At 68.0% G+C, this 12,772-nt stretch carries 14 protein-coding genes; 2 read left to right on the top strand and 12 right to left on the bottom strand.

The features are described 5' to 3' along the window. Nucleotide 1: 1 nt before the first annotated feature. The 7 genes from ACO227_RS18595 to ACO227_RS18625 all read right to left on the bottom strand — a co-directional run bounded on the left by ACO227_RS18595 (nucleotide 2) and on the right by ACO227_RS18625 (nucleotide 5,991). Nucleotides 2-823 (bottom strand): inositol monophosphatase family protein, encoded by an 822-nt coding sequence (locus ACO227_RS18595; protein ID WP_423603931.1) that lies wholly within the window; start codon nucleotides 821-823, stop codon nucleotides 2-4. Between the two features lie 157 nt (nucleotides 824-980). Next, entirely contained in the window at nucleotides 981-1,544 is a 564-nt protein-coding gene (gene efp / locus ACO227_RS18600) for an elongation factor P (protein WP_423603933.1), read from the bottom strand. Nucleotides 1,545-1,585: 41 nt separating this feature from the next. Next, nucleotides 1,586-2,179, bottom strand: a complete 594-nt coding sequence (locus ACO227_RS18605; protein ID WP_423603934.1) for a murein hydrolase activator EnvC family protein — start codon at nucleotides 2,177-2,179, stop codon at nucleotides 1,586-1,588. Beyond that, complete coding sequence (locus ACO227_RS18610; protein WP_423603935.1) at nucleotides 2,176-3,198, bottom strand: L,D-transpeptidase family protein; 1,023 nt, start codon at nucleotides 3,196-3,198, stop codon at nucleotides 2,176-2,178. The genes ACO227_RS18605 and ACO227_RS18610 overlap by 4 nt, the downstream gene beginning before the upstream one ends. A 57-nt stretch (nucleotides 3,199-3,255) precedes the next feature. Next, a complete protein-coding gene (locus tag ACO227_RS18615) occupies nucleotides 3,256-3,684 on the bottom strand; it encodes a low affinity iron permease family protein (RefSeq protein WP_423603937.1) in 429 nt (142 codons plus the stop codon). Between the two features lie 15 nt (nucleotides 3,685-3,699). Beyond that, nucleotides 3,700-4,383, bottom strand: coding sequence for a thiamine phosphate synthase (thiE, locus tag ACO227_RS18620; RefSeq protein ID WP_423603938.1), 684 nt, complete (start codon nucleotides 4,381-4,383; stop codon nucleotides 3,700-3,702). A gap of 15 nt (nucleotides 4,384-4,398) precedes the next feature. Beyond that, nucleotides 4,399-5,991 carry an MFS transporter gene (locus tag ACO227_RS18625; RefSeq protein ID WP_423603940.1) on the bottom strand — a complete coding sequence of 531 codons (1,593 nt, stop codon included), beginning with the start codon at nucleotides 5,989-5,991 and terminating at the stop codon, nucleotides 4,399-4,401. Between the two features lie 56 nt (nucleotides 5,992-6,047). Between ACO227_RS18625 and ACO227_RS18630 the strand changes: the two genes are divergently transcribed. Together ACO227_RS18630 and ACO227_RS18635 are read left to right on the top strand one after the other, a co-directional pair. Beyond that, the gene (locus ACO227_RS18630) at nucleotides 6,048-6,419 is read left to right on the top strand and encodes a hypothetical protein (RefSeq protein ID WP_423603942.1); all 372 of its coding nucleotides are present in this window, start codon (nucleotides 6,048-6,050) and stop codon (nucleotides 6,417-6,419) included. A gap of 36 nt (nucleotides 6,420-6,455) precedes the next feature. Then, complete coding sequence (locus tag ACO227_RS18635) at nucleotides 6,456-7,187, top strand: DUF72 domain-containing protein (protein ID WP_423603944.1); 732 nt, start codon at nucleotides 6,456-6,458, stop codon at nucleotides 7,185-7,187. 18 nt (nucleotides 7,188-7,205) lie between these two features. Here the strand turns inward: ACO227_RS18635 and ACO227_RS18640 are convergent, their stop codons facing one another. The 5 genes from ACO227_RS18640 to gap all read right to left on the bottom strand — a co-directional run bounded on the left by ACO227_RS18640 (nucleotide 7,206) and on the right by gap (nucleotide 12,766). Next, nucleotides 7,206-8,105 carry a fructose bisphosphate aldolase gene (locus ACO227_RS18640; RefSeq protein WP_423603945.1) on the bottom strand — a complete coding sequence of 300 codons (900 nt, stop codon included), beginning with the start codon at nucleotides 8,103-8,105 and terminating at the stop codon, nucleotides 7,206-7,208. A 173-nt stretch (nucleotides 8,106-8,278) separates the two neighbouring features. After that, entirely contained in the window at nucleotides 8,279-9,421 is a 1,143-nt protein-coding gene (locus ACO227_RS18645; protein ID WP_423603947.1) for a slipin family protein, read from the bottom strand. 692 nt (nucleotides 9,422-10,113) lie between these two features. Further along, complete coding sequence (locus ACO227_RS18650; RefSeq protein WP_423603949.1) at nucleotides 10,114-11,307, bottom strand: phosphoglycerate kinase; 1,194 nt, start codon at nucleotides 11,305-11,307, stop codon at nucleotides 10,114-10,116. Beyond that, nucleotides 11,304-11,753, bottom strand: coding sequence for an MOSC domain-containing protein (locus ACO227_RS18655; RefSeq protein WP_423603950.1), 450 nt, complete (start codon nucleotides 11,751-11,753; stop codon nucleotides 11,304-11,306). Before ACO227_RS18655 ends, ACO227_RS18650 begins: the two co-directional genes overlap by 4 nt. A 2-nt stretch (nucleotides 11,754-11,755) precedes the next feature. Beyond that, nucleotides 11,756-12,766, bottom strand: a complete 1,011-nt coding sequence (gap, locus tag ACO227_RS18660; RefSeq protein ID WP_423603952.1) for a type I glyceraldehyde-3-phosphate dehydrogenase — start codon at nucleotides 12,764-12,766, stop codon at nucleotides 11,756-11,758. Nucleotides 12,767-12,772 lie beyond the last annotated feature (6 nt).

Consider the following 12,772-nt stretch of genomic DNA (forward strand, 5'->3'; position numbering starts at 1 on the left):
GTCAAGCGTTCCTGAGCGACCCCGCCAACAGCTTGTGCAGCTTCGAATGGAGCGCGTCGTTGGCGGCGAGCACCTCGCCCTTGGCGAGCGCATTGTCCTGCCCGCGATAGTCGGTGACGAAGCCGCCCGCTTCCTTGACGATCAGGATGCCCGCGGCGATGTCCCACGCGTTGAGCTTGCTCTCCCAGAAGCCGTCGAAGCGGCCCGCCGCGACCCAGGCGAGGTCGAGCGCGGCCGAGCCGAAGCGGCGAATGCCGGCGACTTCGGGCGCGATAGCGCCGAAGATGCGGCTCCACTCGGCGAAATTGCCGTGACCGAGAAAGGGGATGCCGGTGCCGATCAGCGAATCCGCCAGATCCTTGCGCGCCGAGACACGCAGGCGCTGGTCCTGCAGCCACGCGCCGCGGCCCTTCTCGGCCCAGAAGCTCTCGTCGGTGACCGGCTGGTAGATATAGCCGTGGGTGATCTCGGGCTTGCCCTGCGCGCCGCGCGGGTCCTCGACCGCGATCGACATGCAGAAATGCGGGATGCCGTGGAGGAAGTTGCTGGTGCCGTCGAGCGGATCGATGATCCAGCGCGGCTTGTCCGGATCGCCCTTGATCTCACCCCGCTCCTCGACCAGGAAGCCCCAGTCCGGCCGCGCCTTCTGCAGTTCCTCGATCAGCGTGTCCTCGGCGCGCTTGTCGGCCATCGACACGAAGTCGGCCGGCCCCTTGCGGCTCACCTGGAGGTGCTGGACCTCGTTGAAGTCGCGCCGCAGCCGCGGCCCCGCCTTGCGCGCGGCACGCTCGATGACGGTGATGAGGCCGGAATGGGAAACCATCTGCACTTTCTCCCCCTCCCTGCAAGGGAGGGGCTAGGGGTGGGTCAGCGACGGCGGAGGCTCGACGCCTCCGGCGGCGCTTTATGTGGCGAGGGCGAGGAGCGAGCTGCGCTCGCTACCCAGCCCCAAGCCCCTCCCTTGCAGGGAGGGGAGTCAGTTAGTCCGCCCGGCGGACGTAGGTCTGCTCGTACACGTCGACGACGATGCGCGTGCCGCTCGCGATATGCGGCGGGACCATGATGCGCACGCCGTTGTCGAGGATCGCGGGCTTGTAGCTCGACGAGGCGGTCTGCCCCTTCACCACGGCGTCGGCCTCGACGATCGTCGCTTCGATCGTGTCGGGCAGCTGCACGCTGATCGCCTCATCCTCGTAAAGCTCCATCACCACGTCCATGCCGTCCTGCAGGAACGCGGCAGCGTCGCCGAGCAGGTCGCGCGGCAGCGTGGTCTGCTCATAGGTGTCCTTGTCCATGAAGACGAGCGTGTCGCCCTCCGGATAGAGGAACTGGAAGTCCTTGGTGTCGAGACGCACGCGCTCGACCGTCTCGGCCGAGCGGAAGCGGACGTTGGTCTTGCGGCCGTCGCGCAGGTTCTTCATCTCGACCTGCATATAGGCGCCGCCCTTGCCCGGCTGGGTGTGCTGGATCTTCACCGCGCGCCAGATGCCGCCTTCATATTCGATGATGTTGCCGGGACGGATGTCCACGCCGCTGATCTTCATGGGGATCGCCCTATAGTGCTGAGAAAGACAGGTGGCGCGCCTTAGCCGCCCGGACGCGCTCCCGCAAGCAGCGGATAGGGATCGACCGGAGTCCCCTGCCACCAGCCCTCGCCCGGCGCCATCCGCGCGACCGCGAAATGGAGGTGGTAGTTGCCCGCGCCGGCATTGCCGGTGTCGCCGACATAGGCGAGCGTCTCGCCCGCGCGGACCTGCCGCCCCTCGGCCACGCGGGGCGCATAGCCGCTGAGATGGGCGTAATAGAGCATCCAGCGCCCGCCCGCAGCGCGCTGGTAGAGCGTCACGCCGCCGCCGCCCTTCGAGAAATAGAGCTTCTCCACGGTGCCGTCGACCGCGGCGAGCACCGGGGTGCCGGCGGGCGCCATGATGTCGAGCCCCTGGTGACCGCGCGTCCCGCCGCCGCGTGCCTCACCCCAGTTGCTGTGCAGCGCTGCGGCGTCGATGCCCTGCACCGGTACGATGAAGGCCGGCGCCGGCCCCGCTTCCACGACGGAGGGCGGCTCGACAGGCCAGGCCTCGGGCTGCGGCTCGATGACGCGGATCGTCGCGGCGAGGAACACGATCACCCCGGCAGCACAGGCCCCCACGGTCCAGCCGACGATCCGCAGCGCGCTCATTCCTGGAACACCGCCGGAGTCCCTGGCTCGACCATCAGCGCGAGCCGCGCGGCATCCCAGTTGGTCAGCCGGATGCAGCCATGGCTCTCGCTGCGGCCGATCAGATGCGGCTCGGGCGTGCCGTGGATGCCGTAATGCTCCTTGCTGAGATCGATCCACACGACGCCGACCGGGCTGTTGGGGCCCGGTGGCAGCAACGCTTCGGGTTTCTTGTCGGAAACATCCCAGAACAGCTTGGGATTGTAGTGGAAGTCCGGATTGGTTGCGACGCCGCGCACCTTCCAGCTGCCGATCGGCAACGGGTCCTTGGCACTGCCCGTGGTGACGTTGAACTGCGCCGCGAGCTTGCCGTCCTTGCCGAACACGCGGAGCACCTTGTCCGACTTGTCGACGACGATGCGCGCCGCCTTGGGCTGGACCGCGTCGACGTTAAGGTCGTTGAGCGTCTTGCGCCATTCGGGCTTCAAGTCCGCCGGATAGTCGCGCGACGCGGGGTTCACCCCGGGGAACTGCACCGGCACGCCGGGCGCGAGGCGGGTGTCGGGGCTGTTGAGCTCGATCAGCACCTCGGGCGAGGTGTGGAACATCTCCGCCAGCTTCTCGAGCGCCGAGCGATAGCCCATCGTCTTGAGCCTGGCCTGCGCCTGCGGATCCTTGGGGAACGGCCGGACATAGGGGCCGGACAACATCTCCGGCGACAAGCGGACGAAGCGGGTCGGCCGGATCGCGCGGTGCTGGTGCAGCGCCTGGAGCGTGCGCTGGTCGATCTTGCCGGTCACCGGCAATTGCCGCGAGATCTGGAAGCCCCTCAGCGCGGCGGTGAGCGACTGCCCCTCGCGGCCATCGAGGACGCCGGGCGGGAATCCGAGATGATCGAGGATCACCTGAACATGCAGGATATCCTGGCTCAGCGCCGGCCGCTGCGCGGTGGCCTTTTTGGGCGGATTCGCCTGTTGTCCCAGCGCCGCCGTCCCGGCCAGCGCCGCGACCCCGACAATCCCCGCGATCACGCTCCGCACGCCTACTCTCCACATTGTTTCAGGGAGATAACGAGGAAGCGCGCGCGGGGTTTCCCGTCAATAGCGCCGGCGCAGCCGCTCGACCGTCTCGGCCGGCTTGGGCTTGCGGTGGACCTTCCCGCCCTCCTCCTCGATCCGGCATTCCTCCTCCAGCGCGCTGCGGATCTCCTCGATCTCGCTGTCGCTCATATGCTCGATGCCGACAAACTGGCCGCGCGCCTTGTCGACCGCGCGGATCAGCTCGTCGAGCTTCGCCTGCATGGCCGCGGCGTCGCGGTTCTGCGAGTTCTGGATCAGGAACACCATCAGGAAGGTGACGATCGTCGTCGAGGTATTCACGATCAGCTGCCAGGTGTCCGAATAGTCGAACATCGGCCCGGTGAGAGCCCAGCCGAGGATCAGCAGCACGGCGATGATGAAAGCGAGTGGCTGGCCCGCGAGCGCGGCGATACGGCCTGCGACGACGGTGAAGATATGGTCGAGCAAGGGCGCCTCCTGCCGTTACGCCCCTGCAAGGACGCTCTGGAACCGCTGAACGGCCTCGGCTTCGTCAGAGTTCCACACCGCAGCGGAGACGGCGAGGAAATCGGCACCGGCGGCGATCAAGGGCGCGGCATTGTCCGGCGTGATCCCGCCGATCGCGACGCACGGCAGCTCGAACAACGTCGTCCACCATGACAGGATCGCCGGGTCGGGCCGGTGCCGGGTTTCCTTGGTCAAGGTCGGATAGAAGGCTCCGAATGCGACATAGTCGGCGCCCGCTTCGCCCGCTTCCATCGCGAGATGGCGGCTGTCGTGGCAGGTCACGCCGATCTGCGCCGACGGGCCGAGGATCGCGCGCGCCTCGCGCGGGTCGCCGTCGCCCTGCCCCAGATGCACGCCGTCGGCGCCGAGCCGCTTGGCGAGGCTCACGCTGTCGTTGACGATGAACGCCACCTCGCGATCGGTGCAGATGCGCTGGAGCGGCTCGGCGAGGCGCGCCGCCTCATGCTGGTCGACCTCCTTCACCCGGAACTGGAATGCCGCGACCGGCCCTGCATCGAGCGCGCGGGCGAGCCGGTCGGCGAACCCGCCGGTCACGTCGAGCGGCGAGATCAGGTAGAGCTGGCACGGCGGGCGCCGGTCGTCGCGCACGAACTGCGCGGCGAATTCGGGGCCGAGCGGCGGGAGATCCTCTTCATCCATCGCGACGCCCTATCCTCAGTAGCCCGCCTTGTCGAACACATGCCCCTCGGGATCGAGATCGCGCAGGTCGCGCCCGCGCGTCTCCTTGCCGTAGCGCCACACCAGCAGCAGCGAGACCGAGGTGGGCAGCGCGATCAGCCAGGCCGAGGTGCCGAGCGCGGGGATCATCGCGGCGATGCTGAGCAGCTGGGCGAACACGCCGCCGAGCTTGCTGCACGCCGCGATCCAGCCGGTCGCGCGGCCGCGGATGCGCAAGGGAAAGCTCTCGGCGGCATAGGGCAGCAGCATCGCAATGATGCCGTTGCTGCCGACGATCAGCAGCGCCACCGGCAGCACCGGACTGCCCCCGCCCGACCCGGCGAGCCACAGCACCCCGCCGAGTCCCGCCAGCGTCACCGCGATCGCCACGATCAGCGAATATTTGGTGCTCCAGGCATGATAGATCCACGCGACGAGGAACACCGTGGGCAGTGCGATCAGCGCCGAGGCGGCAAGCAGGCCGCTGGAGAGCTCCATCGAATAGCCGCGCGCGACCAATTCGACCGGAAGCCACAGCAGCAGCCCGAAATTAACCAGCCCCCAGCAGATCGCGGCGAGGCTCAATGCGACGAGCTTGCCGAGGAAGGCGCGGCCAGTCAGCGGCGCGGCGGTCCCGCGCGCGACGGTCGGCACCGCGGTAGGCGCGACCTTCTGCACCGCCGACCCGAACTTCGCCATCACCCGCTGCGCTTCCTCGGTGCGGCCGCGCGCCATCAGGAACTTGGCGGATTCGGGGATCAGGCCGCCGAGCAGCACGAGCAGCAGGCCGCTCGGCAGATTGGCGAGCCACAGGATGCGCCAGCTGAACACCGGCTCGAGCCAGGTGGCGATCAGGCTCGCCGCGGCATAGCCGCCGACCGCGCCGAGCCCCCCGACCAGCACCAGGCTCCACCCGCGATGGCGGCTCGGCATCATCTCGGCGAGCAGCGCGTAGGTCACCGGGAGCATGCCTCCCGCCGCGGCGCCCATCAGGAAGCACATGCCGATATTCCAGGCGAGCGACGGCATCGCCCCGCAGATCGAGGTGCCTACGAACATCACCGCCGAGAGCAGGATCGACGCCTTGCGCCCGTAGAGGTCGGCGACCCAGCCCCACAGGAACGAACCCGCCACCGTGCCGCACAATGCGAAGAACGGCACCAGCGAGACGGTCGCGCGCGGCACGCCATATTCACGGATCATGCCGGGGATGGTGAAGCCGAGGCTGGCCGGCTTCATGATGTCGATCACCAGCGCCACCACCAGCACCAGCATCAGCCGCCAATGCGCCCATGACAGCGGCGCATCCTCGGGCGCGGCGACCACCAGCCCCTCCGACGCGGCGCGCTGCGCGGCGAGGTCGCGCGGGAGCAGGCCATAGGCCGCGACGCCGATCCCCGCGACGATCATCCACATCCCCGCGATCATGCCGCTGTCCATCGGCATCCCGGCCATGTGGAAGCCCATCGATCGGCCCATCCAGAACATCGGCAGGTGCAGCACGACTCCGATGGTCACCGCGATCACCCCCATCGCGAACGCCCAGAGCCGCCGGTCCGAAAGCGCGATCCCTGCCATGTATCCCCTCATTTGTTTCGGCAGAGCATTCATGCGCGTGTCATCCGCCGCTGGCTAGACCCGCGCTCATGCAAAAGGCTCTTCCCCTCGTCGCCATCGCCCTGTCCGGCTGCGCCGCTACTGCGGCGAGTCCGCCCGAGGGCCCCGCGCGGCTCGGACAGACCGTCTATGTCGACGGTCCGCGCGCCACGCCGCTCAAGGTGATCGAGGACAGCCGCTGCCCGATGAACGCTCGCTGCATCTGGGCGGGCCGCGTCGTGCTGCGCACCACGGTACGCGGCGGTGCGTGGAAGCGCACGCTCGACCTCACCTTGGGCGAACCCGTGCAGGTCGCCGACGGCAAGCTCACGCTCACCTCGGTAACGCCCGACCGCCGCACCGACCGGCAGATCGCGCCGCGCGACTATCGCTTCACCTTCGTCTTTCAGGGCGGACTATAGAAGGCAGCGCTTCGCGCCGGCGCGCGTTTAGCGTGCATGTCGCGCCCGCCCATCCGCATCGGCTGCTCCGGCTGGAACTACCGCCACTGGCGCGGGACCTTCTACCCGGAGAAGCTGGCCGTGAAGCGCTGGTTCGGCTTCTATGCCGGGCAATTCGACACGGTCGAGATCAACAACAGCTTCTACCGCCTGCCCAAGGCCGAGACCTTCGCGGCCTGGCGCGATCAGGCGCCGCCGGGCTTCTGCTATGCGGTCAAGGCCAACCGCTACATCACCCAGGCGAAGAAGCTCAACGATTGCGCGGAACCGCTCGAGCGGATGATCACGCCGGTCCAGCATCTCGCGCCCGCGCTGGGACCGATCCTCTACCAGCTTCCGCCCAGCCTCGGCCTCAATCTCGAGCGGCTCGAGCAATTCCTGGCGCTGCTGCCCGCCGACTTCACCCACGCCTTCGAGTTCCGCCACAAGAGCTGGTATGTCGACGCCACCGCCGAGCTGCTCGACCGCTTCGGCGCCGGCTTCGTGATACACGATTTTCTCGGCCTGCCGTCGCCGCATTGGGTGACCGGCAAGCTCGCCTATCTGCGCTTCCACGGCGCGAGCGGCAAATATTGGGGACGCTATGCCGAAGCGGCCCTGCTTGACTGGGCGGCGTGGATGGCCAGGCAGGACCGCCCGGTCTGGGCCTATTTCAACAACGACACCGACGCCGCGGCGATTCACGACGCGCTCACGCTGAAAGCGATGGTGCGGCAAGCGGCGCGCTGACGCCGCCCGCCCCGGAGATCAGGCGGCAGTCTTCACCGTCGACGCCCCGTGGATCTCGTCGATCGCGCCGCCGAGCGACGCATCGAACTCGCCATCGCTCATGCCGTGGCGCAGGTCCTCGAGCAGCGCGCGGCTGAAGCTCGCGATCATGCCGCGGTTCTTGGCGAGCTCGGCGCACGCCTCGGGGCGCTTGAACCCGCCCGAGAGCGCGACGACGCGCAGCACCTTGGGGTGGTCGACCAGCGCATCGAACAATCCGGCCTGCGCCGGGATCGACAGCTTGAGCATCACCTGCTGCCCCTCGGGCAGCGCGTCGAGCGCCTTCAGGATCTCGTCGCGCAGGATCGCATCGGCCTGCGCGCGCTCGGGCGACTTGATGTTCACCTCGGGCTCGATAATCGGCATCATGCCGTGCGCGAGCACCTGCTTGCCGACCTCGAACTGCTGCGCGACGATCGCGGCGATGCCCTCGGCATTGGCGAGGTTGATCACCGAGCGCTCCTTGGTGCCGAATACGCCGAGCCCCTTGGCCCGGACGAGCAGCGCGTCGAGCTCGGGCATCGGCTTCATCAGCTGGACGCCGTTTTCCTCGGCCTCGAGCCCCTTGTCGATCTTGATGAAGGGCACCACGCCGCGCTCGATCAGCGCCTGCGGGGTCGGCTTGCCGTCGACCTCGCCGTCCATCGTGCGCTCGAACAGGATCGCGCCGATCACCTTGTCGCCGGTGAAGGCGGGCGAGGTGATGATGCGGCTGCGCATCGCATGGATCAGGCCGAACATCTCCTCGTCGCCCGACCAGGCGTCATCCTCGATGCCATAGCCCTTGAGCGCCTTGGGCGTCGAACCGCCGCTCTGGTCGAGCGCGGCGATGAAGCCGTTCCCCTGCGCGATCTTGGCGGTCATCTCGGCGGTGTTCATGCGGTCCGTCCTCTGCTCTCGGCCCGATGGGCTTGTTCCTCGTCGCGACCTCGTTGAGTCGCCGGTGGCTGCCCGGGCCTATTGCAGCGCGGCAAGCGAGTGAAAAGCCTGACAACGCTGGTCAGGCGCGAAACGAAGAAGGGCGGCCCAGCGGACCGCCCTCCCCCCGTCGCTCAATCGCGCGGCTTGAGGCTCACCAGCTGGTCGAGCACCGCACCGAGGCCCTGCTGGCCCGTGTGGACGTCGACCCGGCCGATCTTCTCGGTGACCCGCTCGATCGCCTCCAGCTCCTTCAAACGAAGCAATGTCGGGTTGTCCTCCATCAACTTCGCCGTGTTGAGCAGGCTGCGCGTCGCCGCGGTCTCCTCGCGCCGGCGGATCAGGTTGGCCTGCGCCACCTTCTCCGCCTCCACGACCTTGTTGATCAGCTCGCGCATCTCGCCCGGCAGGATCACGTCCTTGACACCGAGTTCGGTGACGCGAACGCCGATGTCGCCAAGCTCGCGCCGGACATGCTCGACAATCTGCGTATCGACCGACACGCGATCGTTGAGCAGTTCGTCCAGCGTCCGCCCGCCCACGGCCTCGCGGACCGCGAACTGGACGAGCTTGTAGACGTGCGCCTGGTAGTCCGGCGTAGCGAGCGCCGCGGTCCGCACATCGGTCACCTGCACGAAGCTGGTGAGCGTGATGCGCACCGAGACACGGTCGCGCGTCAGGATCTCCTGCGCGGTCACCTCGAGCGGCACCGGGCGCGTGTCGAGCGTCTTGGCGGTGACCTTGCGGCCGACCTGCCAATAGCCGTAGCGCCCCGGCCCCAGCGTCTCGACGAGTTCGCCGTCGAAGAACACCAGCCCCGCCTCCGCCTCGCTCACCGCGACGGTGGCGATCGGCGACGGCACGCTCGGCCCGATCACCGTCGCGCGCTCGAACGCGACAAGCTCGCGCTTGTCGAGCCGCGGGCGCGCCTCGGTGTCGAACCGCTCGACCGCGACATCCTCGAACAGCTTCCAGACATGGGCGACCTGGCCCGGACGCACGAGCCACGCCGCGCGTCCGTCGACCCGGATCACCGCGATCTCGCCCTCGCCGGTGCGGACGGTCTCGAAATTCGCGGCCGCCAGCGCCGGGTGGCGCTTCTCGATGATCTCCGCCCAGTCGGAGGTGAACAGGCCACGGGCCGTGTGCAGCTCGACTCGCTTGCGGTTGCCCCAGCTCCAGACGCGATGGCGTCCCGGCTGGAAGATGGTGATCAGGCGGCCATCCTGGATGAGGAGGCCGCGCTGGTTCTCGCCAACGATGAAAGTCTTCAACATCGACGCCTCCTCTCGTTCGATCGTTACGGCCCCATGCCGCAGCGGGACGCGCGCCCTAGGCCGGCAAAGTCACCGTTGCAACCATTATTTTGCTGCACTGCAACATATAAAGACATCTGCAAGTCTTTGAGTCGCGCGCATGAAATCGCCATGAGTGATTTGCTTGAAAACGAAGGAAAGAGGTTGGCCGGGGGACATTCCCGCGGGGCGCGGCGGGCCAGCGATTGAGGCAACGTTTCGTGCGATCTTGCCGATCCCGCGGACGAGCAGGCCGAAGTCCGCTCCCGGTAGAACCGGCGCCGTCGCACGGCGCGTTGCCGGTATCCTCGCCGGCACGAGGCCGGGAACCGGGTGGTTCGAGGCGCCGAAGCGCCCGTCGCCGTGGACATCCCTCCGGCCTCCCGTTGAGAAGTGCCGTGTGAAGGCACTGGCGTGACAGGCCAGTTTTGGTGCGGGAGTCGAACCCGCGACACCTAGATTAACAGTCTAGTGCTCTACCCGCTGAGCTAACCAGTGGAGACGGAATCGAACCGTCGAGCTTGGACCTTAACCAAGTGGCACCATCGCCATCCGCCAGCCATGGAACACGGGATCGGCACACCGACCGCGCCCGGGAGGTCTCGCGAGCCCCGCCGAAATGGCAAACGGACGGCGCCCCTAGGCGATCGTTTCGCGGGTGTCCAGCGCCCAATTCAGCGCGACAGCGCCGCGACCCCGGGCAGTTCCTTGCCTTCCATCCATTCGAGGAACGCGCCGCCCGCGGTCGAGACGAAGCTCATGTCGTCCGCCACGCCGGCTTGGTTGAGCGCCGCGACGGTGTCGCCGCCGCCGGCGACCGAGACGAGCGACCCTTCCTTGGTCAGCGCCGCTACGGTGTGCGCGAGCGCCATCGTCGCGGTGTCGAACGGCTTGGTCTCGAACGCGCCGAGCGGGCCGTTCCAGACGAGCGTGCGGCAATTCTTGAGCACGTCCGCCAGTGCCTCGCTCGCCGCCGGGCCGATATCGAGGATCATCTCGTCGGCGGCGACCTCATGCACGTTGCAGGTGCGCAGGCTGGGCGGGTTGGCGGCGAACTCCTTAGCGACGACCACGTCATAGGGCAGATGGATCGTGCAATTGGCCTTCTCGGCCGCGTCGAAGATTTCCTCCGCCGTGCCGGTAAGGTCGTGCTCGGCGAGCGACTTGCCGACATCGACCCCCCGCGCGGCGAGGAACGTGTTGGCCATGCCGCCGCCGATGATCAGGTGATCGACCCGGCCGACCAGGTGCTTGAGCACGTCGAGCTTGGTCGAGACCTTGGCCCCGCCTACCACCGCCGCAACGGGATGCTCAGGGCTCCCCAGCGCCTTGTCGAGCGCGTCGAGCTCGGCCTCCATCTGGCGGCCGGCGAACGCGGGGAGGACGCCCGCCAGCCCAGCGGTCGAGGCGTGGGCGCGGTGCGCGGCGGAGAAGGCATCGTTGACGTAAAGGTCGCCGAGCGAAGCGAAACGCTCCACCGTCTTCGGATCGTTCTTTTCCTCGCCACCGAAGAAGCGGGTGTTCTCCAGAACCGCGACGTCGCCGGGCTGGAGCGTCGCCACCGCCTCGGCATCGCCTTCCCAGTCGATGTAACGTACCGGGCGGCCCAGCACCTGGCTGAACGGCCGGGCGAGCAGCGCGGTCGAGTGCTCCGGGCTCGGCACCTTGGGCCGGCCGAAATGCGCGAGGACCAGGACGATCGCGCCCTTGTCGGCGAGCTCGCTCACCGTCGGCACCGCGGCGCGGAACCGCGTGTCGTCGGTGACGTGACCGTCGGCCATCGGCACGTTCAGATCCTCGCGGACCAGCACGCGCTTGCCGGTGACGTCGCCCATGTCGTCGAGGGTCTTGAAGGCTCGCTCGGTCATTCTTCGATCCTGATCTCGTCGCCCACCGCGATCTCCCCGGGAGCGATCACCATCGTACATATGCCGCCGCGCCAGTCGGGCGTCAGCGCCGCGCGAAGTCCTTCCGCCAGGGCCTCCATCCGCTCGCACGGCTCGGTCTCGACCGTCACTTCGAGCACCACGTCACCGATGCGCAGCCTTTTGCCCGCGACCTGCGGCAGGTCGAGTCCCTCGACCAGCAAATTGGCGCGGCGCTGTTCCCAGGGGATCGAATGCCCCACCTGGTCCATCGCCGCGGCCCAGTCGCCCGCCTCGATCAGCGAGACCTGGCGCTTGTAGGGCTTGCCCTTCATCGCGCCGCGGAAGTCGCCGGCAATGCCGCCCTCCAGCGTCACCCGGGCGTGGTCGATGGTCTCCATCGGCGCCTTGGGGAACGCGTGGCGGGCGATGCCGGCGATCCGGCCCATGGTTAGCCCAGCTTCGCCATCGCGGCGGCGGTGTCGACCATGCGGTTGGAGAAGCCCCACTCATTGTCGTACCAGCTGACGACGCGCACCAGCTTGCCGTCGATCACCGCGGTCTCGAGGCTGTCGACGGTCGACGAGGCCGGCGTGTGGACGATGTCGATCGACACAAGCGGCTCCTCCGAATAGTCGAGCACGCCCGCGAGCGGCCCGCTCTCCGACGCGGCCTTGAGGATCGCGTTGACCTCGTCCTTGGTGGTGTCGCGCTTCGGCGTGAAGGTCAGGTCGATCAGCGAGCCGTCCGGCACGGGCACGCGGACCGACGATCCGTCGAGCTTGCCCTTGAGCTCGGGCAGCACCTCACCTACCGCGCGCGCGGCGCCGGTGGTGGTCGGGATCATGCTCATCGCGGCGGCGCGGGCGCGCCGCAGGTCCGAGTGGATCTGGTCGAGGATCTTCTGGTCATTGGTATAGGCGTGGATCGTGGTCATCAGGCCACGCTCGATGCCGATCGTGTCGTTGAGCACCTTGGCCACCGGCGCGAGGCAGTTGGTGGTGCACGACGCATTGGAGACGATCGTGTGGCCGGCCTCGAGCTTGTCATGGTTGACACCATAGACGACGGTCAGGTCGACCCCCTTGCCCGGGGCCGAGATCAGCACCTTCTTGGCGCCGGCGTCGAGATGCTTCTGGCAGCTCTCGCGGTCGGTGAAGAAGCCGGTGCACTCGAGCACCAGCTCGACGCCATTGGCGGCGTGCGGCAGGTTGGCGGGGTCGCGCTCCTTGGTCACCTTGATGCGCTTGCCGTCGACGACGATGTCGTCGCCCTCGGCGGTGACCGTGCCGGGATACTTCCCATGGACGCTGTCGCGGCTGAACAGCCACGCGTTCGACTTGGCGTCGGCGAGATCATTGATCGTCACCAGCTCGAGCCCGCTGTCGGGCCGCTCGAGGATGGCGCGCGCCACCAGCCGGCCGATGCGTCCGAACCCGTTGATCGCAACCTTCGTCATCAAAATCCT

Origin of the sequence: Sphingomonas sp. MS122, from assembly GCF_049532975.1 — a bacterium.
GTDB lineage: Bacteria > Pseudomonadota > Alphaproteobacteria > Sphingomonadales > Sphingomonadaceae > Sphingomonas.

Excerpts from the sequence above, each read along its gene's own strand:
- ACO227_RS18595 (WP_423603931.1), bottom strand. The coding sequence starts at position 823 with ATGGTTTCCCATTCCGGCCTCATCACCGTCATCGAGCGTGCCGCGCGC.
- efp (WP_423603933.1), bottom strand. The coding sequence starts at position 1,544 with ATGAAGATCAGCGGCGTGGACATCCGTCCCGGCAACATCATCGAATAT.
- ACO227_RS18605 (WP_423603934.1), bottom strand. The coding sequence starts at position 2,179 with ATGAGCGCGCTGCGGATCGTCGGCTGGACCGTGGGGGCCTGTGCTGCC.
- thiE (WP_423603938.1), bottom strand. The coding sequence starts at position 4,383 with ATGGATGAAGAGGATCTCCCGCCGCTCGGCCCCGAATTCGCCGCGCAG.
- ACO227_RS18625 (WP_423603940.1), bottom strand. The coding sequence starts at position 5,991 with ATGAGGGGATACATGGCAGGGATCGCGCTTTCGGACCGGCGGCTCTGG.
- ACO227_RS18630 (WP_423603942.1), top strand. The coding sequence starts at position 6,048 with ATGCAAAAGGCTCTTCCCCTCGTCGCCATCGCCCTGTCCGGCTGCGCC.
- ACO227_RS18635 (WP_423603944.1), top strand. The coding sequence starts at position 6,456 with ATGTCGCGCCCGCCCATCCGCATCGGCTGCTCCGGCTGGAACTACCGC.
- ACO227_RS18640 (WP_423603945.1), bottom strand. The coding sequence starts at position 8,105 with ATGAACACCGCCGAGATGACCGCCAAGATCGCGCAGGGGAACGGCTTC.
- ACO227_RS18645 (WP_423603947.1), bottom strand. The coding sequence starts at position 9,421 with ATGTTGAAGACTTTCATCGTTGGCGAGAACCAGCGCGGCCTCCTCATC.
- ACO227_RS18650 (WP_423603949.1), bottom strand. The coding sequence starts at position 11,307 with ATGACCGAGCGAGCCTTCAAGACCCTCGACGACATGGGCGACGTCACC.
- ACO227_RS18655 (WP_423603950.1), bottom strand. The coding sequence starts at position 11,753 with ATGGGCCGGATCGCCGGCATCGCCCGCCACGCGTTCCCCAAGGCGCCG.